Here is a 22,637-nt window from a genome sequence, read left to right as displayed (position 1 = left end):
GAAGTTATGTCTCGTCCGATTGTCGCAACCATCGACACCAGCGCGTTGCGACATAACCTGGCGGTCGCCCGCCAGGCTGCACCCCATTCCCGCCTTTGGTCGGTGGTAAAAGCCAATGCTTACGGGCATGGTATCGATCGCGTCTGGCAAAGTTTATCTGCGACGGATGGCTTTGCGCTGCTGAATCTGGAAGAAGCCATTCTGCTGCGTGAGCGCGGCTGGAATAAGCCCATCCTGCTGCTGGAGGGGTTTTTTCACGCTGACGAACTCGATATCCTCGATCGCTATCGTCTGACCACCAGCGTGCACAGCAACTGGCAAATTCAGGCGCTGGCAAAAGCTAAACTGAGCGCTCCGCTTGATATCTATCTGAAAATCAACAGCGGCATGAATCGCCTTGGCTTCCAGCCGGAGCAGGTGCATCAGGCCTTTCGCTCGCTGCGAGCGCTGGAGAACGTCGGTGATATCACGCTTATGGCGCATTTTGCTCAGGCGGAGAACAGCGACGGGATCGTTGAGCCGATGCAGCGTATCAATCGTGCAGCGGAAGGACTGGAATGCCCCCGTTCACTGGCTAACTCTGCCGCCACGCTCTGGCATCCTGAAACCCATTACAACTGGGTGCGTCCCGGTATTATTCTGTATGGGGCTTCACCGAGCGGTGAATGGCAGGACATTGCCAGCTGCGGTTTGAAACCGGCCATGACGCTAAACAGTCAAATTATCGCGGTGCAATCGCTCAAAACGGGAGAGGGCGTGGGATATGGCGTTCGTTATCGTGCCAGCGGCGAAGAGCGGATTGGCGTAGTGGCATGCGGCTATGCTGATGGCTACCCGCGTCATGCGCCAACCGGCACGCCAGTATGGGTTGATGGCGTGAAAACCCGTACCGTCGGCGCGATTTCGATGGATATGATTACCGTGGATTTGACGCCTTGCCCACAGGCCGGGATTGGCAGTCAGGTTGAGCTGTGGGGCAACAATATCAAAATTGACGAGGTTGCCCATGCAGCCGGTACGGTAGGCTATGAGCTTATGTGTGCTTTAGCACCGCGCGTACCGGTAAAGGTCATTGAGAATTAATGAGTTAGCGCGGTCAGCGTACCGCGCACTTTCTTACTGTACACCCAGGCCAGACCCGTCAAAACAGCACCAACAACCATCATTAACGCCAGCGCCGATTTCTCCGGCAGCGGCAGTGCCATCATCAGCAGTCCCGCAGAGGATCCGCCCGCCATCTGGATAAAGCCAGCCAGCGCAGAAGCGACGCCCGCCTGTTGCTGATAAGGCTCCAGCGCATAGCTGGTGGCCGGGCCTACGGTAAAGGCCAGACCAGCAACCGAGATCGCAACCGGCAGCATATAGAGCGCCCAGTTATTCTGCCACGCAGCCGGGAACAGCATCACGCCAGCAATCAGCGTGACAGCCCCCAATGCCATAGCAAAACTGCCCGTCGCCAGACAGACAGGACGGCCCACTTTGCGGATCATTTTATTCACCAGCACGCTGACTAACATAATCCAGAAGCCGTTCGCACCAAAGGCGATGGAAAATTGCAGCGCCGACAGTTTCCCTTCGGTCATCAGAACCTGGGGAGCCAGCGAAACGTAGGTTAAAACCATTCCCAGCGCGCCCGCGTTTGCAAAGGCAAAAGCCAGAAAGCGCGGCTGACGCAGGATCTGCCAGTACTGACGCAGCGGAATACCTTTTACCGCCAGCGTTCCGGCCGGACGCGTTTCCGGCAGGAAGCAAATCACCAGCATGCCAATCACCAGGGCATAGCAGGTCAGGAACCAGAAGGGCGCACGCCAGCCAAAGGCATCTGCCAGAAAACCACCAAGCATAGGCGCAAGCGCCGGCACAATATTAAGCGCGCCGTTGAGGAACCCATAGGCACGGGCCGCCTCTTCCCCGTCCAACCGGTCCCGTACGCCGCTGAAGGCAACGACGGCGGTACAGCAAACGGCACAGCCCTGCACGATCCGCGCGCAGAGGAACTGTGGCCACCCGGCTGCCGTCGCGGCAAGGACGCTGCCAAGTACATACAACAACAGACCCGCCAGCGCGATGGGTTTTCTGCCCCAATTATCCACCAGCGGGCCGGCAACAATCTGTCCCAGACCCATTACCAGTAAAAAGAGCGGGATAGTGGTCTGGATTGTGCTGACGGGCGTATTCAGCCCCAGCGCAATCTCAGGCAGCGTAGGCAAATAAAGATCGATCCCCAGCGGTGCAAGCAGCACCAGGCTGAGAAGAAGTAAGGTGAACTTTTGCATTGAGCGAGGCGATATCCAATAAAAAGCAAGCCGCACAGGGTAGTGATAACGGGGAGAAAAGAAAAGAAAAAGAAGCACAATTTTGCGAAGAGGCCAGCGTCATGTCGATATGGGTCAACATGACGCTGAAGTTGAAGATCAGTAAGCGCCGTCGCGACGCAGCACCACGCCTGCCGTTTTAAACAAAATGGCGATATCGGTCCACAGCGCCCAGTTTTTTACATACCAGGAATCGAAGTAAACGCGAGTATCATAGTCAATGTCATTGCGACCGCTAACCTGCCACAGGCCTGTCATACCGGGCTTAGCCATCAGATAATAATCCACATCGCCAGCGTAGCGTTCCAGCTCGGCTTCAATAACCGGGCGTGGCCCCACCAGGCTCATTTCACCGCGAATGACGTTCCATAACTGCGGCAGTTCATCCAGGCTGGTTTTACGCAGGAACGCGCCGATTTTGGTGACACGCGGATCGTTTTTCAGCTTAAAATCTTTATCCCATTCGGCGCGGGCTTCAGCGCTGGTGGCCAGCAGTTCTTCCAACACTTCTTTGGAGTTGGTCACCATTGAGCGGAACTTCAGGCATTTGAATTTCTTCCCGTCCTGGCCCACACGTTCGTGCCCGTAAATTTTGTTGCCGCCATCGCGACCCACCATCCAGCAGATCAACGCAAAAGCGGGCGCAAGGAACAGCAGCAGCAGGGAAGCGACGACCACGTCAAACACGCGTTTCAGGAAACGTGACGAGCGTTTCGCCAGGTTATTACTGACCCGCAGGATCATCACTTCATGGCTGAAGATAAAGGACATATCGGTGCCGTATAGGGGGACACCACGCAGCGTTGGCACCACCGAAACCGAACGGCATTTCTTTTTAGAAAGCAGTTTGAGCCACTTATCACGCATTGCCTGCTGCTCATATTCCATGGCAACGATAAACTGGGTGTTCTCCAGATCGACCGTATCCCAGACAATATCTTTTGCGGTGATGATTGGGACGCCGTTAAGGCTTTCAGCGCCGTTATGGCCGTTTGAAGCGATAAAGGCTTTCACCTCATAACCCAGAATCTCTTCGCTTTGCAGCGCGGCATAGGCTTCGCGGGCATTCTTACCGGAGCCGATGATGATGGTGTGTTTCTGCCACTGTCCGGCTTTCAGGATGGCATGCTTAACGCTTGAACGCAGCAGAGGCACCAGAATCAGCGCATAGGCCCAGGTAAAGCTCCACAGCACGCGAGAGAAGTCCCATTTAGAGAAAGCAATCAGCGCTAAATCTAACAGGGAGAAAATGACCAGGGTTTTAATAATTTCTTTCAGCTCAAACCAGAACGGTTTGCGGTAAGTATAATGCCGTAGCCGCATCCAAAACCACGCGGTACAGACAACAGACATAACAAACTGAGCGGTAAAACGGATCTGAACTTCCTGGGGTGGGATAAAGAGATCTAAGTTTCCCCAAATAGCCCGTACGGTAGCCGCTGATAAAAACAGGGCCAGATTTATTGAGATTAAATCACTAAGACTTAATGTCACTTTGGCAATAATGTTTTTTCGGGTGCCGCTAAAGGCGCGACGACGGTCATTCAGTACCAGAGTACTAGCCATAATACCTGCTCTCTTTTCAAGAAGGATCAGTGACCTGACGAGGATCACGCACGCGTTCAGGAGTCGTGATATACAAAAAAATTGTATAACTTCAACCGGTTATTTTTTCTTGCCAGCGTTTTGACGCAAAAGATAAATGAAACACACTCCGTTTCATCATGAAGCAGTTTAATGAGTATGCCGAAGTTATTTGGGTTAGTTAATACGGGTAATTCCGAAAATGTCAGAAGTGCTTTTTTTATAAAAAAAGAGAGTGAAATAATTAAGCGAAGCGCAGGAAGAAATCCATAGCAATTAATTATGACAATAAGAGGACAGTGAGAGGGCAGGAAAATAATAGTTTAACGCCGCGAATATTCGCGGCGTTAAAGAGATAAACAGTCATCAGGCGGGTTTTTTCAGCACCCAGCGATCTTCCTGCTTATCATAATGGCCAATGGCCAGGTCAACCGGTTCACCATCAATCCAGGCAGGAACGCTGGTCTCATTGTCCCAACCATCAAGCTGGTAGCTCAGTCCTGGATTGGTCTGACAGGGAATGCTGACGGTATCGACATTCTGCGCATCCATTTCCGCATCGATAATTTCATAGCGACCAATCTTCACGACATGACCCATGATTTTCTCCCTTCTGGAAAGACACGAACTTTAAGGTTAGTCGTTATTTCACAGAGATCGAGCCGTCAGCACCAGGATTATTCCTTATCTTCCGCCACGCGCACGCCGATTTTAATAATTTCATTATCCAGCTTTTCAGCCACGGTCCAGATCATTCGCTTCCACTCAACCTGATCGCCAACCACCGGCGCGCCGCCGATCATGCCGGCCACCAGATGACCCAGCGTTTCCTGGACATTGACGTCCTCATCCAGCTCAATACCATAAATCTCAGAAATATCGTGCAGGCGGGCATCGGCCTGCAAAATAAAATCACCGAAGAAGCGTTGATCGAGCGCCACCGGCGGCGACTGGCTAAACAGCTTGCCCAGTTCCGGCAGATCTTTTTCACGGCCGATAACGCACAGCACGTCCCCCTCACGCAGGCGCGTATTCCCGGTCGGATGCAGCAGCAGATTATCGCGAAACAGGGCGGCAATGCGGGTTTCTCTCGGCATTTTCAGTTCACGAAGCGCGGCACCCACGCACCATTTGTCGGCACCCAGCTGATAAACAAACTGTTCCCAGGGGTTTTCCGGGTGAATATCCAGTCCAATGCGTGAAACTGGCGAGGCGGTGGGCGGCACGATAACCCGCGCTTTTCGGGCAGCAAAGCCAAGCGACGTTCCCTGTACCATCAGCGAAACCAGCACGACAAAGAAAGCGATATTAAAAAACAGCGAAGCGTGCGGCAAACCAGCCATCATTGGGAACACCGCAAGAATGATGGGCACCGCGCCCCGCAGGCCAACCCAGCTGATAAAGAATCGCTCACGGGTGGTGAAGCCGCGAAACGGCAGCAGGCCGACAAATACGGAAAGCGGGCGGGCAAACAGGATCAGCCAAATCGACAGCAGCATTGCCGGCAGCGCGATGTTCCATAAATCTTTGGGATTAACCAGCAACCCCAACACCAGGAACATGCCGATCTGGCTGAGCCACGCCATACCGTCAAAGGTTTGCAGAATGCCGTGTCTGTTGCGGATCGGGCGGTTGCCCAGCACGTAACCGCAAAGGTAGACGGCGAGAATACCGCTGCCTTCGAGCAACGTAGTCATGGCAAAAACCAAAATGCCGCCGCTGACCGCAAGCAATGGATAAAGACCGCTGGCCAGCGAGACCCGGTTAATCAACTGCTGTAAAGCCCAGCCGCCGCCCATTCCTAATACAATGCCCAGGCCAAACTGCTGTATGAGATGCACAACGAACATCCAGCTCAGGCCCGTTTGGCCCTGCTCAATCATCTCAATTAGCGTGATGGTCAGAAACACGGCCATAGGGTCGTTGCTGCCGGATTCGATTTCCAGCGTGGCGCTAACGCGTTCGTTAAGCCCTTTGCCGCCGAGTAGGGAGAAGACCGCTGCGGCGTCCGTAGAGCCAATAATGGCACCCACTAAAAAGCCCTCAATCATATTGAGATTGAAAAGCCATGCTGCCGCCATACCGGTCAGGCCTGCGGTAATCAGCACGCCAACGGTCGCCAGCGACAGCGCCGGGCCCAGCGCAACCTTGAAGGAACTGGCCTGGGTTCGCATGCCGCCATCAAGCAAAATCACGGCCAGCGCGAGGTTACTGATGAGATAGGCTGCGGGATAGTTATCGAAAGCAATGCCGCCGATGCCGTCAACACCGGCCAGCATGCCTAACGCAAGAAAAATGACTAAAATGGGGATGCCCAGCTTTGAAGAGAACGAACTCAGCAAAATGCTTGCAGCGACCAGCACGGAACCAATGATAAACAGACTGTAAATAGCGCTGGCTTCCAATAGGGCGATCTCCTGTAATGAATAAAAACTTGCTTAAACAGTGTGTTGTAAGAATACCGCAAATGGCCTGGCAGCGGCATAGTGAATAGTGCGAAATGAGATTTTTTATCCAAAAAAGACAATAGCGCATTTTACCCGCGGGTAAAAGCCATCATCAAGGCATGATTTGCGGGTTATTCAGGGGATTGAAAAAGAAAACGCGAAGAAAGCGCTATTTTAGCGAGGAAGCCCATTCAGTCAGCAGGGTATCAGAGAGTCGTAACACCTGAAGGAAAGCAGCCGGAAACCCGTGCGTTTCTGACTGCCCATCCTGATTTACTAATAAGATTCTTCAGCCTGTTTGTGAAAAAGTTCCCGGAACACCGGATAAATATCTTCCGGTTCACGGATATGCTGAATCGCAAAATTATCAAACATCGCCTGTAAATGTTCATATTCTCGCCACAGCGTTTGATGCGCGCGGCGGGTGATTTCGATGTAGCTGTAGTAACGAACGACCGGCAAGATATTTTTGGCCAGAATCTCATGGCAAAGCGGTGAATCATCAGCCCAGTTGTCGCCATCCGAGGCCTGAGCGGCATAGATATTCCACTGCGTTGGGTCATAGCGCTCTTTAACCACCTCATCCATCAGCTTCAGTGCGCTGGAGACAATGGTGCCGCCGGTTTCCTGTGAGTAGAAAAACTCCTGTTCATCCACTTCCTTCGCCTGGGTGTGATGGCGGATATAAACCACGTCCACGTTTTTATACGTCCGGCTGAGAAACAGATACAGCAGAATATAAAAACGCTTGGCCATATCTTTGGTCGCCTGATCCATTGAGCCGGAAACGTCCATTAAACAGAACATCACCGCCTGGCTTGAAGGCTCCGGGCGTTTCTCAAAGTTTTTATAGCGTAAATCAAAAGTGTCGATAAAAGGCACGCGCTTGATTCTGGCGCGCAGCTCGGCAATCTCCTTACGCAGGCGCTCCTCTTCCAGCAGCTGGGCTGGTTCGGTGTTTTGCACGGCCTCAAGAGAAGCTTCCAGCTCGCCCAGCATACGTCGTTTACCTGCCGTCATCGCTGTACGTCGGGCCAGCGAATTTTGCAGAGAACGAACCACGCTGATGTTCGCAGGCACGCCGTTAGAGGTAAAACCAGCCCGATGAACTTTATATTCATTAAGCTGACGATGCTGATTTTTCTTCAGATTAGGCAGGGCCAGATCTTCAAACAGCAGATCCAGATACTCGTCTTTAGAAATATTGAAGACAAATTCATCCTGACCTTCACCGTCCTGACTGGCGTTGCCCTGGCCACTACCGCCGCCACCGCCGCCGCCCTGAGGACGCTCCACCCGATCGTTCTGCACAAAATGGTCGTTACCGGGATGGACACGGTGGCGCTGGCCGCCGCGGCCCTGATGGAATACGGGTTCATTGATATCGTCAATAGGAATTGAAACGGATTCGCCGCTCTCAACGTCTGTCACCGAGCGCTTATTAATGGCCTCGGAGATCGACTGCTTGATTTGCGACTTGTAGCGGCGCAAAAAGCGCTGGCGGTTTACCGCGCTTTTGTTTTTGCCGTTAAGACGCCGATCGATAAAATAGGCCATAGAGCTCCCCCAAATACGTTGCTAGCCGGGTCAGGTTTCCCTGACCCCTTTCAGGCACTTCTGAGGCTGATATCAGGAGGACTTTCTGACTCGCAGATACCATTCACACAGCAGGCGAACCTGCTTGCGGGTATAGCCTTTTTCCATCATACGGTCGACAAAATCATCATGCTTTTTCTGCTCGTCAGTGGACGTTTTGGCGTTGAACGAAATGACTGGCAGCAGCTCTTCGGTATTTGAGAACATTTTCTTCTCAATCACCGTGCGCAGTTTTTCGTAACTGGTCCAGTTCGGATTGCGGCCGCTGTTATGAGCCCGGGCGCGCAGCACAAAGTTGACGATTTCATTACGGAAGTCTTTCGGGTTGCTGATCCCGGCAGGCTTCTCAATTTTTTCCAGTTCCGCATTCAGCGATTCGCGGTCAAACAGCTGGCCAGTGTCCGGATCGCGATATTCCTGATCCTGAATCCAGAAGTCAGCATAAGTGACGTAGCGATCAAAAATGTTCTGGCCGTACTCAGAATAAGATTCCAGATAGGCGGTCTGAATCTCTTTGCCAATAAATTCGGCATATTTCGGGATCAGATAGCCTTTCAAGTGCTCAAGGTACTTCTCTGCTAAATCCTGCGGGAACTGTTCGCGTTCAATCTGCTGTTCCAGCACGTAGAAAAGGTGTACCGGGTTAGCCGCCACTTCGGCGTGATCGAAGTTAAATACGCGCGACAAGATTTTAAAGGCAAAACGCGTTGAAAGGCCGTTCATCCCTTCATCCACGCCCGCATAATCCCGATATTCCTGATAGGACTTGGCTTTAGGATCGGTATCTTTCAGGCTTTCACCGTCGTAGACCCGCATTTTGGAGTAGGTGCTGGAGTTTTCCGGCTCTTTCAGACGCGACAGAATGGAGAAACGTGCCAGCGTCTCCAGCGTACCCGGTGCACAAGGCGCATGGGTCAGTTCACTGTGATCAAGCAGCTTGTCGTAGATTTTGATCTCTTCCGACACGCGCAGACAGTAAGGCACCTTGACGATATACACGCGGTCAAGGAACGCCTCATTGTTTTTGTTATTACGGAAAGTTACCCATTCTGATTCGTTGGAGTGAGCCAGGATGATGCCGTTAAACGGCAGGGCAGAAATCCCTTCCGTCCCGTTATAGTTCCCTTCCTGGGTGGCGGTAAGCAGAGGATGCAGCACTTTAATCGGTGCTTTAAACATCTCAACGAATTCCATAATCCCCTGGTTGGCGCGGCACAGTGCGCCGGAGTAGCCATAGGCATCCGGATCGTTTTGCGCGTGGTTTTCCAGTTTACGGATATCCACTTTACCGACCAGCGCTGAAATATCCTGGTTGTTTTCATCGCCCGGTTCGGTTTTAGCAATAGCAAGCTGTTCGAGAATGGAAGGCCAGACTTTCACCACTTTAAAGCGTGAAATATCGCCGCCAAAGTCGTGCAGACGCTTCGCCGCCCAGGGTGACATGATGGTGCCAAGATAGCGGCGTGGCACACCGTACTCTTTCTCAAGGATGTTGGCATCTTCCTGAGGATTGAACAGGCACAGCGGGTGATCGTTCACCGGGCTGCGTTCGCCATCAGCGCTAAGTACGTAAATAGGTACGCGCTGCATTAAGGATTTCAGTCGTTCAGCGAGGGAAGATTTACCCCCACCGACCGGCCCCAGCAGATACAGTATCTGCTTTTTCTCCTCCAGACCCTGAGCAGCATGTTTGAGGTAAGAGACGATTTGTTCAATCGCTTCTTCCATGCCGTAAAATTCCTCGAAGGCGGGGTAACGCGCAATAACACGATTGGAGAAAAGTCGGGAAAGGCGTGGCTCCAAAGCAGTATCGACCATTACAGGCTCACCAATAGCCATTAATAGTCTCTCTGCCGCGTTGGCGTATGCACTGCGATCTTGCCGACAAACGGTAAGAAATTCCTGCAATGTGAACTCTTCGTCCTTGGCAGCTTCATAACGCTGACGATAGTGATCGAATATATTCATAGCGATGCCCGTCCTTTCATTTTTAGCACAGGTACCAGGAGCCTAATCAGTGACAGCCCCTGAAGGAACTTATAGTGAGTACAGCAACCCTCATGCCAACCTGACGTTTTTTATCGGGATACACAAAACTTATGGTTACTCTGCTCTTCAAACTTAGCGTCTTACATTAAAGCTTAGTTGGCATTTAAGAAATTTCCTGAACCTCTTCTCTTTTTCAATGCAATTTCAATAACAAAGTCATAAAACATCTAAGCGATGACCTTGTGGAATGCGGGCTGCATGGATTTTGTAAATAAGACAGCGCAATTGCTGCGTCGCTGAATTCGTGAAGTTGATTCTGCGTGCTGCGGGTGATGTAAAATTTTAACCAAACGCCATCATGCTGATAAACTGCCTGTCCTGATTGTTATATTTATGGAACGAATAAATTGTGAACCATTTCAAATTTAGCGCGCTTGCCGTGTTATTGCCTCTCGGTTTTTCCGCTGCGATGGCGCAAGCCAATCCATTAACCGTTGGTGCTTCAGTCATTTACAGCCAAAGCCCTTATAAAAGTGGCCAGGATCGTTATTACCCGTTTCCAATTATTAATTATGATGGCGACAGTTTTTATCTGCACAGCCTGCAGGCGGGTTATTACCTGTGGAAAGACCCTCAGGATCAGCTTTCTCTGACGGTATTAGGCTCAGCACAAAATTTCGATCCGGACGATACCAGCGACAACCAGCTGAAATCGCTGGATAAACGTCATATGACGATGATGGGCGGTCTGGCTTATCGGCATGTGGCGGACTGGGGGATTATCCGTACCGTGCTGGCGGCTGACATGCTGGATAACAGCGATGGTTACATCTGGGATTTGGCCTGGCTTTATCGCTTCCAGTTTGGCCAGTTTAGCCTTACGCCGGGTATCGGTGCGCTCTACAGCAGCGAAAACCAGAACGACTATTACTATGGCGTATCAAAAAGCGAATCCCGCCGTAGCGGACTGAGCAGCTACGATGCTGACGACAGCTGGAACCCGTATCTCGAACTGACGGCAGCGTGGGCTATTAATCAGCAGTGGAATGCTACTTTCTCAGGCCGATACACGCGCCTGGGGAGCGAAGTGAAAGACAGTCCGATGGTGGATAACGATTCCCAGGTCACAATCTGGACCGGGATCAGCTACACCTTCTGATTTAACGTTATGCACTTATTAAGGGCGCTTCGCGCCCTTTTGCATAATTTGGGCGATCTGAAACAGTGCAGGAGGGCTTAATGTCAAAATCCGTGATTTTTTCTGATCATAAAGTACTGCCCGCTATTGGCCAGGGGACCTGGTATATGGGCGAAAACGCCGCTCAGCGCAGGCAGGAAGTCGATGCGCTGCGCTGCGGTCTGGACAGTGGACTGACGCTTATAGACACCGCAGAAATGTATGCCGATGGCGGAGCGGAAGAGGTGGCGGGCGAGGCCTTGAAGGGAAGGCGTGAGCAGGCCTTTCTCGTATCGAAAGTTTACCCGTGGAACGCAGGCGCAGTCGATGCCGTAGAAGCCTGTGAACGCAGCCTGCGTCGGCTGCAAACAGAGTATCTCGATCTCTATCTTCTGCACTGGCGGGGGAATGTTCCGCTACAGGAAACCATTGTCGCCATGGAAACGTTGCGCCGTGCCGGTAAGATCCTGCGCTGGGGCGTCTCTAACTTTGACAGTGATGACCTGAACGAATTACTGGCAGAAGAGGAGGGCACAAACTGTGCGGCTAATCAGGTGCTTTATCACCTTGCCTCACGCGGCATTGAATATGATTTACTCCCCGACTGTCAGCAGAGAAACATTCCGCTAATGGCCTACTGCCCCCTGGCGCAGGCCGGGAGGTTGCGGCACGACCTGATGTCTCATCCGTTACTTAATCAGATTGCACAGCAAAAGGGCATTAGTGTTGCTCAGCTGCTGCTGGCGTGGGTTATCCGTAAGGAAGGGGTGATTGCCATTCCCAAGGCGGGGTCACTGCAACACGTCCGGGAAAATGCGGCAGCGCTGGACATAACGCTCAGTAGCGATGAGCTGGCGTCCATCAATCAGGCTTTTCCTCCTCCGACGGGTAAAATGCCTCTGGATGTGGTGTAGCGCACTGACTAACAGGCGGGCCGTCAGCCCGCCTGAGTCACGTTTTAAGCCGTTTTACGCACCCGGAAGGTGGTTGCCAGACGGGCAGGGGATTCGCCTGCACTGACCATCGGTGATGAAACGTGGGCGGTTTCAACGCAGACCATCGTCTTGAAGCCTTCGTTTGCCATATCGCCCATGCTGCACGAGAGTTCCGGCCCTGGATTCCAGGTCACTACATCACTGTGATAATGATGATAAATTTCAATCGTTCGCTTGCCGGCCGTGTCGGTAATCACGCTGCAATCTTCCGGCTGGGTATAAATACGATCAATGCGATCGGGGTAAGTTTGCTTGCCGGTTGCTGAGGTATTTACCGCCCCGTCGTTGACCTTATCAATAAAGCCTGAGCCAAGCCCGCTGACTTCTACGCCCGCAATGTCTTCTACCGCAAAATAGCTGTGTAGCGCGGCCGTTGCTTCAAAGTCACCGTGCGCTTCCAGTTCGATATCGCAGCGGTCGCTGAAGCGGAAACGGGCAAAAAGCGTGAAATCATGCGGCCAGAGCTTTTTGGTCTGCTCATTACTTTTCAGCGTCAGCGTCAGTACTACGCTCTCTTCGTTCTCATCGTGTGCTGATAAGGTCCAGGGAAGAGTGCGGGCAAAGCCGTGGGCCGGTTCGCCTGCCGGACCAAACCATGGCCAGCAGATGGGTACGCCGCCACGAATCGCTTTGCCTGGCGTCCAGGCGGTTTTTTCACTGAGCCAGATCACCGGTTTTTCGCCGCTGGGCTGCCATGCCACCAGCTGTGCGCCCTGCAACGTTACCGCTGCGCGTACTTTTGGATGGACGATCGTCACTACGGGTAGCTCACCCATCTTACGTTGCGAAATGTAAGGGGTAATCTGTTCAATTACGGGAAGCGAAAAGAGTTTTTCGTTCATCAGATGACCTGTTGTTGAGCAAAAAAAAAGGGCGACCGCAGTCGCCCTCAGGATAGATCCACTCGCTTATTTAGCGATGTGAGAAATCAGATCCAGTACTTTGTTTGAGTAGCCGGTTTCGTTATCGTACCAGGAAACCAGTTTCACAAAAGTGTCGCTCAGTGCGATACCTGCTTTCGCATCAAAGATAGAAGTCAGCGTTTCGCCGTTGAAATCGGTAGAAACCACTTCGTCTTCGGTATAACCCAGAACGCCTTTCATTTCGCCTTCAGCAGCGGCTTTGATTGCTTCACAAATTTCTTTGTAAGAAGCAGGCTTAGCCAGACGTGCAGTCAGGTCAACAACAGAAACGTTAGGGGTAGGAACGCGGAACGCCATACCGGTCAGTTTACCGTTCAGCTCAGGGATCACTTTACCTACGGCTTTAGCTGCGCCGGTAGAAGAAGGGATGATGTTCTGAGATGCGCCGCGGCCGCCGCGCCAGTCTTTGTGAGACGGGCCATCAACGGTTTTCTGCGTCGCGGTGGTGGCGTGAACAGTGGTCATCAGCGCTTCAACAATACCGAACTTGTCGTTGATTACTTTAGCCAGCGGTGCCAGGCAGTTGGTGGTACAGGAAGCGTTAGAAACGATTTCCTGACCTGCGTAAGCTTTGTGGTTAACGCCCATGACGAACATTGGGGTGTCATCTTTAGACGGGCCAGTCAGCACAACTTTCTTCGCGCCAGCTTCGATGTGTTTACGAGCGGTTTCGTCGGTCAGGAAGATACCGGTTGCTTCTGCTACCACATCAACACCGATTTCGTTCCACTTCAGGTTAGCCGGATCGCGCTCAGAGGTAACACGGATGGTTTTGCCATTAACAACCAGGTGGCCGTCTTTGACTTCCACGGTGCCGTCAAAACGACCGTGAGTAGAGTCATATTTCAGCATGTAAGCCATGTACTCGGCGTCCAGCAGATCGTTGATACCAACGATTTCTACGTCAGAACGCTGCTGAGCAGCACGGAAAACGATGCGACCGATACGGCCAAAACCGTTGATACCTACTTTGATAGTCATATATTCCACCAGCTGTTGTTAGTGAATAAAAGGTTGACTGTAAAATTACAAAAACCTTACCAGGCGTCAAGCGGAATCGCTTCAATAGTTGCGACAAATCAAACCCTGATGCAGGAATAATTTGTAAAAAGCGACTTTCCTGACTCACTTCTTCCCCCTATGTTGGGCCTTCCGGCCCGAATATAAAGGGCTGTTAGATGCAAAGGGTGATCTCAATCACAAATTCACCTTTGGAGCACTTTAAGACAACACTGAGAGGGAAAAAATCCCCTGATGTTGTTAAGTCTTTGTTAGAATGTTAGCCGATAATTTGTGATCCACTTCGCCAGAGACCCTTAATATGGCTAATCACCCGACGCCCCTGAATCCAGAAACGGATTTAAACGAGATGCAGCGCTACGTGACCCAGCAGCGTGGCACAGAACCGCCTTACACGGGCAAGCTGCTGCACAACAAAGACGAAGGCATTTATCATTGCCTGGTCTGCAACTCTCCGCTGTTTCTTTCCGAAACAAAGTATGACTCCGGCTGCGGCTGGCCGAGCTTTTATCAGCCTTATCACGATGATTCTATTCGCTATATTGAAGATGATTCGCACGGTATGCAGCGGATTGAAATTCGCTGCGGCAAATGCGATGCGCATCTTGGCCATGTGTTTCCCGATGGTCCTCAGCCGTCCGGTGAACGCTACTGCGTTAACTCTGCCTCGTTAAGCTTCACCGATGATGATGGCAACAATATTAAAGGATAGCTGTTATGGAGCTGGATGAGATGATTGCAGCGATGACGCCTGAGGTCTATCAGCGTCTGGCCACCGCGGTTGAAACGGGAAAATGGGCGGACGGCGTCGCGCTGACGCCCGAGCAGAAAGAGAACAGCCTGCAACTTGTCATGCTTTGGCAGGCGCGCCATAACGACGAACCCCAACATATGAGCGTGGGCAAGGGCGGCGAGATGGTGATGAAAAGCAAAAAGCAGCTGAAGGAAGAGTTTGGTATCGGCGACGACGATGTCACCCAAATCACGCTGCAATAAATTATTCCTGGAGGAATAACTGAACGGATCTTTTGCTGACGATCCGTTCAGCTTGCCATCCCAACTTATAAAATTACCGCGCCTTTAGCGGCCATGTCATTCAGCGCTTGCTGAGCGTCGCCCGGTGACAGTTCCACGCCGCGACAGCCTGCCGTAATCACCGTCACGCTATAGCCCAGTTCAAGCGCGTCGAGCACGCTGTACTTCACGCAATAATCCGTCGCCAGACCCATTATGGTCAGCGCCGTGACGCCGCGCGCTTTCAGCCAGCTGTCCAGCGCGGTCTGATACCGATGACCGTTATCGTAAAAGGCGCTGTAGCTGTCAATCTGCGGCTGCTGACCTTTACAGATCTGAGCACTCAGATAGCGCTGTTCAAGCGCAGGATGCAGTGCCGCGCCAGCACTGTGCTGGATACAGTGATCCGGCCACCACACCTGCGGCAGCCCGTCCAGCTCACCCAGACTCCACGGCGCCTCGCCTGCATTTGAGGCAAAGCTACCATGGCTGGCCGGATGCCAGTCCAGCGTAGCGACCACCGGCTGGCCCCGTTGATGAAACGCTGCGGCGTACTGGTTAGCCACTGCGATAACGTCATCGCCTTCGTTAACCGCCAGCGCGCCGCCGGGGCAGAAATCATTCTGCAAATCGATCAGGATCAGGGCCTGCTGTGTGGTCATTCAGCATCTCACTTTTCGTCTGGCGTCAGCTCACCGCGCAGGTTGACCTGCATCAGGCGGCGTATCTCATCACTGGGCAGATTCTGGCTAAGCAGGTAGTGCAGCTTGGTCAGCGTCGCTTCTACCGTCAAATCGTAGCCGCTGATTACGCCTGCCAGCGCCAGCGCGTTGCCGGTGGCATAGCCGCCCATATTCACTTTTCCCGACATACACTGCGTCAGATTCACCACCACGATGCCGCGGTTAGTCGCTTCCTGTAGCTCTTTCAGGAAGGCGGGGTTTTGCGGCGCATTGCCGACGCCGTAAGATCGCAGGATCAGCGCCTTAACCGGTTGCAGCAGGAAGTTGCTCACGACATCCGAGGAGATACCCGGATAGATAGTGACCACACCGACAGGCTGCGGAGTGATTGAACGCACCACCAGATCGCCCGTTCCCGCCGGCGCGGGCGGCGTATTCAGACGGCGAATATGAATGCCCGCTTCCAGCAGTGGCGACAGGTTAGGGGAGGCGAAAGCATTAAAGCCATCGGCATGGGCTTTGGTCGTGCGGTTTCCGCGATAGAGCGTGTTATTAAAAAACAGTCCGACTTCGTTGATCGGATAGTTCGCCGCGACGTACAGCGAATTCAATAAATTCTGCTGGCCGTCTGAGCGCAGTTCGGCCAGGGGGATTTGTGACCCTGTCACAATAACCGGCTTGGAGAGATTTTCTAACATAAACGAAAGCGCCGAGGCGGTAAACGCCATGGTGTCAGTGCCATGGAGGATCACAAAACCGTCGTAGTCGTCATAGTTATCCCGGACATCGTTCGCAATCGTTTGCCAGTCCTGCGGAGTCATATCCGAGGAGTCCATCAGCGGCTGATATTCATGGATAGTGAAATCGGGCATGTCGGCACGGTGGAATTCCGGCATGTTAGCCAGCTGGGTTTGCAGATGCCCGGAAACCGGCACATAGCCATGTTCGGAACGCTGCATGCCAATGGTACCGCCGGTATAGGCGACGTAAATGGATTTCTTTTGCATGGTTAACTCAATAAACGCTGTATTTGAAAAATGCAGCCCGGTTAAGGGCTGCAATACTGTTATTTTACCTGACCACAGGTCAGACAGATCGCATAGCGGTTTTGCGGGTCGTTGAGGTTATCAAACAACCCGGGCTGATCTTTCATCGCTGACATGACATCAATCATTGGCGCAGGCAGATAAACCTTCAGCGCTTCCGGCAGCATCGCCCGGGCGGAGGCATCAACCTGGCTGAACAGCATGTCAACAAAGCTCGGATCGTCCTGATACCAGCGTAAATGCCACTGCGGCAATTTTGCCAGTTCGGCAGCTTTAGCGACCGCATCATCAAAGTCGCCCAGTGCATCGACCAGCCCATTATTTTTCGCATCGCTTCCGGTCCATACATGGCCCTGAGCGATCGAATCGATCTGTTCAGGCGTTTTGCCGCGCGAGGCAGCCACCAGGCCAAGGAAGTTTTTATAGCCGTTCTCGATGCTCATCTGCATCAGCTGCTGAACTTCAGTCGGTAAGGCTTTGGTGGTAGAAACGTCAGCCAGCGGCGAAGTGGCTACGCCGTCGGTGTGAACCCCAATCGAATCCAGTGAGTTTTCTACGGTATTGATCACGCCAAAGATGCCGATAGAGCCGGTAAGCGTATTCGGGCTGGCCATAATGTAACTTGCTGGCGTGGAGATCCAGTAGCCGCCGGAAGCTGCCATACCGCCCATTGAGACCACTACCGGCTTGCCCGCTTCTTTTGCGGCGGCCAGCTCTTCACGAATGGTCTCCGACGCGGTGACGCTACCGCCAGGGCTGTTAACGCGCAGTACAATTGCTTTCACTTTAGGATCGAGGCGTGCCTGACGGATTTCCATCGCGGTGGTATTACCGCCGACGTTACCCGGCGTTTCATCGCCATCCATAATCGCGCCGTTGGCCAGCACGACGGCGATATTGCCATCTGGCGTGCTGTTGTCTTTCACCTGATAATCATAAATGCTGGTGCCTTTATAATCGTTCGCCTCTTTGTCCCAGCCAAACACTTTGCTTAACTGCTGATCGACCAGCGAACGGGAAGCCAGTTCATCCACCAGCCTGTTGTCTTTCGCATAACGTGCCGTATCACCACCGGTTTTCTTCAGGCCATCCAGCACGCCCTGAGCGCCCGGGAACAGCTGTTCTGGTGTGATCTGACGATTAGCGGCAAGGGTATTCAGATAATTTTGCCACAGTTCGCCAATCCAGCGACTGTCGGCATCGCGTGCGGCAGGCGACATATCATCGCGCAGGAAAGGCTCTACGGCTGATTTGTAGGTGCCAACACGGAAGACGTGTGAACTGACCTTCAGCTTATCCAACAAGGATTTATAGTAGAGGCCGTTAGTTGCAAAGCCATGCAGATCCACCGTGCCCTGAGGGGAGAGATAAATTTTGTTAGCAAAGCTGGCGAGATAATATTGTGCCTGGCTGTAGCTGTCGCCAGTGGCATAGATTTGCTTCCCGCTGTCGCGGAATTCGCGCAAGGCTTTGCCAATATATTGCAGGGACGGCTGATCGGCTCCGGCGAAGTCACGCAGGTCCAGCACCATGCCGGTGATATTGGCATCGGTTTTGGCCTGGCGGATAGCGTCAACCACATCAAAAAGCGAATTCTCTTTCAGCCGGTCGCTGCTGGTTCCGAGCAGCTGACGGCCAAGCTTGCTCAGCTTGTTGCTCACGGAAGGTTTATCCACCACGGTGCCGCTCAGGTCGACTATCAGTGCGCCTTTTTGAGGTTCTGCTGGCGTGGAAGATTTGCTGAACTGGAAGTAAACCGCCAGGCAAATCACAATCACCACCACCAGAAACAGATTCAGGATAAATTCCCGGACGAAATTCAGCAGGCGCCAGGCCCATTTAAAAATACCCGCGATCGCTCGCCCTAAAGTGCGCATACTCTCTCCATAATCGCAATAAAAAAGCTCGCCTGTGGCATACAGGCAGGCCAAACCCAGTGAGTCAGGAGACATCCTAAAGAGCAGGGGGGGAATTGTCAGCAGGAAAAAGTGCAATGCTGTAACAAATCATCATCCTGTGCTAGTTTCAGCTGCACAGAATGTTTATCAGGAGGAAGTTATGGACGCACTGGATTTGGTGGTAAATCGCCGCTCCGCATCGCGCTTAAGTGAGCCAGCCCCTAAAGGCGAGGCACTGGAAAATATTCTGCGCGCCGGTATGCGCGCGCCCGATCACGGCACGTTGCAGCCGTGGCGTTTTATTATTATTGAAGATGAAGGACGCGAGCGTTTCAGTCAGCTGCTTGAATCTGCCGCCCGTGACGATCGTATGGAAGACAAGGCGATTGAAAAAGCGAAAAAGTCGCCGTTTCGTGCGCCAATGATCATTACGGTAGTGGCCCACTGTGAAGAGCATCATAAAGTGCCGCGCTGGGAACAGGTCGTTTCAGCAGGCTGTGCGGTGATGGCTATGCAGATGGCGGCTCAGGCGCAGGGTTTTAACGGCATCTGGCGCAGCGGCGCGTGGACCGAGCATCATGCCGTACGTCAGGCCTTTAACTGCCGCGAACAGGACGCCATCGTGGGCTTTCTCTATTTAGGCACGCCACAGCTCAAATCTTCCACCACCGTTCTGCCACCGGATACCGCTCCGTTTGTTCGTTATTTCTGATTGTTTCTTCTACAGGGTTAACGATTTCCAGCCTTGAGATGGGTGACACAGTGCCTGCATGAAGAACATGGGCCGTCCAGAAAGACGCAAAAGGCGGCATCCCTGCCAGCTCGGCCTGGGCCGTCCATGGCCCAGGACGCTTTCTTACCGGCCCATGTTCTCCATGCCTCACGTGCAGCAATCGTCTGTGTGCCAAAAATCCCCTCTCTTCTGTTGTCGTGTTAATGAGCTATCAGACAGCGAGAGCCTTACGCCGCGGTGCCGAAAGCGTTACCATAACACCGGTAAATTCTTAGAGGCGTTGCCCATGACCGATGATGCTTTTCACCTGATGCCCTGCTGTCGCAACGTTTGCTGCGGCCGCGAAACCTCATCTGATGCCAGAGTGATGACGCCGCACGCCTGCGCCAGTCATGCCGTGACTGAATTTATCTCCTGAAGGAAGCGATTGCCGGATGCGTTTGTTTATTGCCGAAAAACCCAGCCTTGCCCGCGCCATTGCGGATGTCTTGCCCAAGCCGCATCGTCGCGGAGACGGGTATATTGCCTGTGGCAGCGATCAGGTCGTTACCTGGTGCGTAGGCCATCTGCTGGAGCAGGCGCAGCCTGACAGCTATAACAGCCGCTTTGCACGCTGGTCGCTGGCTGATTTGCCTATCGTGCCGGAAAAGTGGCGGCTCCAGCCTCGTCCCTCGGTGGCTAAGCAGCTCAACGTGATCAAAGGCCTGCTTGCTCAGGCAACCGAGGTGATTCATGCAGGCGACCCGGATCGCGAAGGCCAGCTGCTGGTGGATGAAGTGCTCGATTATCTGGAACTTCCGGCTGAGATCCGCGGCAATGTCCAGCGCTGCCTGATTAACGACCTCAATCCCCAGGCGGTAGAAAGAGCCGTAGGGCGTCTGCGTGCTAACAGAGAGTTTATTCCACTGTGCGTATCCGCACTGGCTCGCGCCCGCGCGGACTGGCTGTACGGCATCAATATGACCCGTGCCTACACGCTTCTTGGACGCAATGCCGGTTACGACGGGCTGCTTTCGGTCGGGCGGGTCCAGACGCCGGTACTGGGCCTGGTCGTGCGTCGTGATGAGGAAATTGAAAACTTCATTCCTAAAGATTTCTTTGAAGTGAAAGCGCATATCGTCACGCCTGCTGAGGAACGTTTCGTGGCGCTCTGGCAGCCCAGTGACGCCTGTGAGCCTTATCAGGACGAAGAAGGGCGGTTACTTAAGCGCTCGCTGGCCGAGCATGTCGTCGCGCGTATTGGCGGTCAGCCTGCACGGGTCACAAGCTATAATGACAAGCGTGAGAACGACACGGCACCTTTGCCTTTTTCATTGTCCACGCTGCAAATAGAGGCGGCCAAACGTTTTGGCCTCAGCGCGCAGATGGTGCTGGATACCTGTCAAAAGCTTTATGAGACCCATAAGCTGATTACCTATCCGCGTTCAGACAGCCGTTATCTGCCGGATGAACATTTCGCCGGGCGCCATGCGGTATTGAACGCGATTAATTCACATCAGCCCGATTTGACGCCGCCGGCGGATTTCGACAGCGATCGTAAAAACCGCTGCTGGGATGATAAAAAAGTCGATGCGCACCATGCCATTATTCCCACGGCTCGCAGTGGCAAAATCCGCCTGACGGAAAATGAGAGCAATATTTACCGGCTGATCGCCACACAGTATCTGATGCAGTTTTGCCCGGATGCGGTTTACCGTAAATGCGTTATTGAACTGGATATTGCCGGTGGGAAATTCGTGGCTAAAGCCCGTTTTCTTGCCGAAGCAGGCTGGCGCGCGCTGTTGGGCAGTAAAGAACGTGATGAAGACAATGACGGTACGCCGCTGCCGGTAGTCGCCAAAGACGACGAACTGCTTTGTGAACGCGGAGAAGTGGTCAGTAAGCAAACTCAGCCGCCTCGTCCGTTTACCGATGCCACGATTTTATCGGCGATGACCGGCATTGCACGCTTTGTTCAGGATAAAGATCTAAAGAAAGTACTGCGAGCGACCGATGGTTTAGGGACAGAGGCTACGCGCGCCGGGATTATTGAATTACTGTTCAAACGCGCCTTTTTAGTGAAAAAAGGGCGCTATATTCATGCCAGTCCCGCCGGGCGAGCGCTGATCCACTCGCTACCAGAAATGGCAGCGCGTCCGGATATGACCGCCCACTGGGAGTCCACGCTAACGAAAATCAGTGAGAAGCAGTGCCGCTACCAGGACTTTATGCAGCCGCTGGTGGAAACGCTGCATAACCTGATTTATCAGGCCAGGCAGCAGCCTGCTGCCCACGCTTTTCGTGGCCTTCCTGCGGCGGATAATCGTAAAAAGCCCAGGCGCAAGCCGGCAAAAGCGAAGGAAACTGAGTGATGAAAGCAGGTGCACTACTCCTCCTGGCAGGTTCCATCCTGTTCAGCCAGCCGATTCTCGCCGCAGGCGAGGGATGGCATCTGAGCACGGGTAACACCAACAGCGTGAACGAGAGCGGTCGCGGTTATGAAAACGATAGCGGACAGCGCTATCGCAATAATAGCAACCGAGATTATGATGACGAGCGTGAGAGCACCAGCAGTGGCAATACTAACGCCGATGTGGTGGTAGATATGCCACCGGAGGTCTGGACTCAGGGGCAAAATAATCAGCCACCCTGCCTGCGCTGCTGTAGTTATCAAAACCGCAGCTATACCGAAGGCTCGGTAGTGAAAATGGAAGGCGTGCTGCTTCAGTGCGTGCGGGATGAAAAATCCTTCGGCACCAACAATCTGATCTGGCAAACCGTTAAGTAAACGCGGGATAGTTTGGTCGGTTAAGCTTTGCTGAGTTTAACCGACCGGATGGCGATCAGATTGTGGGCAGCCAGGCCTGAAGCAGGGGGATGTCCGCCGGCGCGAGATCGTAGGTTAGCGCCTCTGTGGGCAGGCACCATACCAACGCCTGATGACAACTCGGCTTAAGATCGCCCTTAAAATCAGTAACCAGCCAGCCATGCAGATGAATTATCCGCCCGCCGACTTCGCGGCTTTCACTGGCGATGTAGCGCTCAATCCGCGCATCAATCGCCAACTCTTCCCGTAACTCACGTTGTAACGCCTGCTGCTGGGTTTCACCGGCTTCTACTTTGCCACCCGGAAATTCCCAAAGACCCGCCTGATCGCCATTTTCTCCACGCTGCGCCAGCAGCAGCTTGCCACGACGGTAAATCAGCGCGGCGACAACATCGATCCGTGGCTGCATCG

Annotated in this window: 20 protein-coding genes and 1 pseudogene; 9 read left to right on the top strand and 12 right to left on the bottom strand. The window is 53.0% G+C overall.

Features of this window, described 5'->3' with window-relative positions; all coding sequences use genetic code 11:
• Positions 1-6: 6 nt before the first annotated feature.
• A complete protein-coding gene (dadX, locus tag EHV07_RS12220) occupies positions 7-1,083 on the top strand; it encodes a catabolic alanine racemase DadX (protein ID WP_147198292.1) in 1,077 nt (358 codons plus the stop codon).
• Here dadX and EHV07_RS12215 read toward each other — a convergent pair.
• The 6 genes from EHV07_RS12215 to yeaG form a co-directional block, all read right to left on the bottom strand.
• On the bottom strand, positions 1,080-2,276 hold the full coding sequence (locus EHV07_RS12215) for a multidrug effflux MFS transporter (protein WP_147198290.1): 1,197 nt from the start codon (positions 2,274-2,276) through the stop codon (positions 1,080-1,082). The genes dadX and EHV07_RS12215 overlap by 4 nt on opposite strands.
• A 138-nt stretch (positions 2,277-2,414) precedes the next feature.
• Positions 2,415-3,881, bottom strand: a complete 1,467-nt coding sequence (wbaP, locus tag EHV07_RS12210; protein ID WP_147198288.1) for an undecaprenyl-phosphate galactose phosphotransferase WbaP — start codon at positions 3,879-3,881, stop codon at positions 2,415-2,417.
• Between the two features lie 384 nt (positions 3,882-4,265).
• Positions 4,266-4,499, bottom strand: coding sequence for a DUF1480 family protein (locus EHV07_RS12205; RefSeq protein WP_147198286.1), 234 nt, complete (start codon positions 4,497-4,499; stop codon positions 4,266-4,268).
• A gap of 77 nt (positions 4,500-4,576) precedes the next feature.
• Complete coding sequence (locus EHV07_RS12200; protein WP_147198284.1) at positions 4,577-6,304, bottom strand: potassium/proton antiporter; 1,728 nt, start codon at positions 6,302-6,304, stop codon at positions 4,577-4,579.
• Between the two features lie 318 nt (positions 6,305-6,622).
• Complete coding sequence (locus EHV07_RS12195; protein ID WP_147198281.1) at positions 6,623-7,903, bottom strand: YeaH/YhbH family protein; 1,281 nt, start codon at positions 7,901-7,903, stop codon at positions 6,623-6,625.
• A 72-nt stretch (positions 7,904-7,975) separates the two neighbouring features.
• Complete coding sequence (yeaG, locus tag EHV07_RS12190; RefSeq protein WP_147198279.1) at positions 7,976-9,910, bottom strand: protein kinase YeaG; 1,935 nt, start codon at positions 9,908-9,910, stop codon at positions 7,976-7,978.
• 430 nt (positions 9,911-10,340) lie between these two features.
• Here yeaG and EHV07_RS12185 point away from each other — a divergent pair, with 430 nt between their 5' ends.
• Both EHV07_RS12185 and EHV07_RS12180 read left to right on the top strand, forming a co-directional pair.
• Positions 10,341-11,090: a MipA/OmpV family protein gene (locus EHV07_RS12185; protein WP_147198277.1), complete on the top strand. Its 750-nt coding sequence runs from the start codon at positions 10,341-10,343 to the stop codon at positions 11,088-11,090.
• Positions 11,091-11,170: 80 nt separating this feature from the next.
• Positions 11,171-12,022, top strand: a complete 852-nt coding sequence (locus tag EHV07_RS12180; RefSeq protein ID WP_147198275.1) for an aldo/keto reductase — start codon at positions 11,171-11,173, stop codon at positions 12,020-12,022.
• Positions 12,023-12,066: 44 nt separating this feature from the next.
• Here the strand turns inward: EHV07_RS12180 and EHV07_RS12175 are convergent, their stop codons facing one another.
• Together EHV07_RS12175 and gapA are read right to left on the bottom strand one after the other, a co-directional pair.
• On the bottom strand, positions 12,067-12,945 hold the full coding sequence (locus tag EHV07_RS12175) for a D-hexose-6-phosphate mutarotase (protein WP_147198273.1): 879 nt from the start codon (positions 12,943-12,945) through the stop codon (positions 12,067-12,069).
• A 66-nt stretch (positions 12,946-13,011) separates the two neighbouring features.
• Entirely contained in the window at positions 13,012-14,007 is a 996-nt protein-coding gene (gene gapA, locus EHV07_RS12170; RefSeq protein ID WP_168199624.1) for a glyceraldehyde-3-phosphate dehydrogenase, read from the bottom strand.
• A 340-nt stretch (positions 14,008-14,347) separates the two neighbouring features.
• On the opposite strand from gapA, the gene msrB reads away from it, so the two are divergent.
• The gene (gene msrB, locus EHV07_RS12165; RefSeq protein ID WP_147198269.1) at positions 14,348-14,758 is read left to right on the top strand and encodes a peptide-methionine (R)-S-oxide reductase MsrB; all 411 of its coding nucleotides are present in this window, start codon (positions 14,348-14,350) and stop codon (positions 14,756-14,758) included.
• 5 nt (positions 14,759-14,763) lie between these two features.
• Positions 14,764-15,042 carry a YeaC family protein gene (locus tag EHV07_RS12160; RefSeq protein ID WP_147198267.1) on the top strand — a complete coding sequence of 93 codons (279 nt, stop codon included), beginning with the start codon at positions 14,764-14,766 and terminating at the stop codon, positions 15,040-15,042.
• 65 nt (positions 15,043-15,107) lie between these two features.
• On the opposite strand, the gene pncA is transcribed toward EHV07_RS12160, so the two are convergent.
• From pncA to sppA, 3 genes are read right to left on the bottom strand one after another with little or no spacing between them, the layout of a single operon-like run.
• Positions 15,108-15,722: a bifunctional nicotinamidase/pyrazinamidase gene (pncA, locus tag EHV07_RS12155; RefSeq protein ID WP_147198265.1), complete on the bottom strand. Its 615-nt coding sequence runs from the start codon at positions 15,720-15,722 to the stop codon at positions 15,108-15,110.
• A gap of 8 nt (positions 15,723-15,730) precedes the next feature.
• The gene (gene ansA, locus EHV07_RS12150) at positions 15,731-16,750 is read right to left on the bottom strand and encodes an asparaginase (RefSeq protein ID WP_147198263.1); all 1,020 of its coding nucleotides are present in this window, start codon (positions 16,748-16,750) and stop codon (positions 15,731-15,733) included.
• 59 nt (positions 16,751-16,809) lie between these two features.
• Positions 16,810-18,666 carry a signal peptide peptidase SppA gene (gene sppA, locus EHV07_RS12145; protein WP_147198261.1) on the bottom strand — a complete coding sequence of 619 codons (1,857 nt, stop codon included), beginning with the start codon at positions 18,664-18,666 and terminating at the stop codon, positions 16,810-16,812.
• 181 nt (positions 18,667-18,847) lie between these two features.
• Between sppA and EHV07_RS12140 the strand changes: the two genes are divergently transcribed.
• From EHV07_RS12140 to EHV07_RS12130, 4 genes and pseudogenes are all read left to right on the top strand, one after another.
• On the top strand, positions 18,848-19,399 hold the full coding sequence (locus EHV07_RS12140) for an NAD(P)H nitroreductase (RefSeq protein WP_147198259.1): 552 nt from the start codon (positions 18,848-18,850) through the stop codon (positions 19,397-19,399).
• Positions 19,400-19,706: 307 nt separating this feature from the next.
• Positions 19,707-19,838, top strand: a complete 132-nt coding sequence (locus EHV07_RS25055) for a hypothetical protein (protein WP_256377166.1) — start codon at positions 19,707-19,709, stop codon at positions 19,836-19,838.
• A gap of 16 nt (positions 19,839-19,854) precedes the next feature.
• Complete coding sequence (locus EHV07_RS12135; protein ID WP_147198257.1) at positions 19,855-21,771, top strand: DNA topoisomerase III; 1,917 nt, start codon at positions 19,855-19,857, stop codon at positions 21,769-21,771.
• 197 nt (positions 21,772-21,968) lie between these two features.
• Positions 21,969-22,187 (top strand): annotated as a pseudogene (locus EHV07_RS12130) (DUF1496 domain-containing protein); the annotation flags it as partial.
• Positions 22,188-22,242: 55 nt separating this feature from the next.
• Here the strand turns inward: EHV07_RS12130 and EHV07_RS12125 are convergent.
• A complete protein-coding gene (locus EHV07_RS12125) occupies positions 22,243-22,635 on the bottom strand; it encodes a pyrimidine (deoxy)nucleoside triphosphate diphosphatase (RefSeq protein ID WP_147198256.1) in 393 nt (130 codons plus the stop codon).
• Positions 22,636-22,637 lie beyond the last annotated feature (2 nt).

It is taken from the genome of Pantoea sp. CCBC3-3-1 (genome assembly GCF_007981265.1).
GTDB lineage: Bacteria > Pseudomonadota > Gammaproteobacteria > Enterobacterales > Enterobacteriaceae > Erwinia.
The sequence above is the reverse complement of the archived record's forward strand: the minus strand, read 5'-3'. Positions and strand labels throughout refer to the sequence as shown.

Bases quoted from the DNA above. Each gene is read 5' to 3' on its own strand.
- dadX (WP_147198292.1), top strand. From the start codon at position 7: ATGTCTCGTCCGATTGTCGCAACCATCGACACCAGCGCGTTGCGACAT.
- EHV07_RS12215 (WP_147198290.1), bottom strand. From the start codon at position 2,276: ATGCAAAAGTTCACCTTACTTCTTCTCAGCCTGGTGCTGCTTGCACCG.
- wbaP (WP_147198288.1), bottom strand. From the start codon at position 3,881: ATGGCTAGTACTCTGGTACTGAATGACCGTCGTCGCGCCTTTAGCGGC.
- EHV07_RS12205 (WP_147198286.1), bottom strand. From the start codon at position 4,499: ATGGGTCATGTCGTGAAGATTGGTCGCTATGAAATTATCGATGCGGAA.
- EHV07_RS12195 (WP_147198281.1), bottom strand. From the start codon at position 7,903: ATGGCCTATTTTATCGATCGGCGTCTTAACGGCAAAAACAAAAGCGCG.
- yeaG (WP_147198279.1), bottom strand. From the start codon at position 9,910: ATGAATATATTCGATCACTATCGTCAGCGTTATGAAGCTGCCAAGGAC.
- EHV07_RS12180 (WP_147198275.1), top strand. From the start codon at position 11,171: ATGTCAAAATCCGTGATTTTTTCTGATCATAAAGTACTGCCCGCTATT.
- EHV07_RS12175 (WP_147198273.1), bottom strand. From the start codon at position 12,945: ATGAACGAAAAACTCTTTTCGCTTCCCGTAATTGAACAGATTACCCCT.
- gapA (WP_168199624.1), bottom strand. From the start codon at position 14,007: ATGACTATCAAAGTAGGTATCAACGGTTTTGGCCGTATCGGTCGCATC.
- msrB (WP_147198269.1), top strand. From the start codon at position 14,348: ATGGCTAATCACCCGACGCCCCTGAATCCAGAAACGGATTTAAACGAG.
- EHV07_RS12160 (WP_147198267.1), top strand. From the start codon at position 14,764: ATGGAGCTGGATGAGATGATTGCAGCGATGACGCCTGAGGTCTATCAG.
- pncA (WP_147198265.1), bottom strand. From the start codon at position 15,722: ATGACCACACAGCAGGCCCTGATCCTGATCGATTTGCAGAATGATTTC.
- ansA (WP_147198263.1), bottom strand. From the start codon at position 16,750: ATGCAAAAGAAATCCATTTACGTCGCCTATACCGGCGGTACCATTGGC.
- sppA (WP_147198261.1), bottom strand. From the start codon at position 18,666: ATGCGCACTTTAGGGCGAGCGATCGCGGGTATTTTTAAATGGGCCTGG.
- EHV07_RS12140 (WP_147198259.1), top strand. From the start codon at position 18,848: ATGGACGCACTGGATTTGGTGGTAAATCGCCGCTCCGCATCGCGCTTA.
- EHV07_RS25055 (WP_256377166.1), top strand. From the start codon at position 19,707: ATGACCGATGATGCTTTTCACCTGATGCCCTGCTGTCGCAACGTTTGC.
- EHV07_RS12135 (WP_147198257.1), top strand. From the start codon at position 19,855: ATGCGTTTGTTTATTGCCGAAAAACCCAGCCTTGCCCGCGCCATTGCG.
- EHV07_RS12125 (WP_147198256.1), bottom strand. From the start codon at position 22,635: ATGCAGCCACGGATCGATGTTGTCGCCGCGCTGATTTACCGTCGTGGC.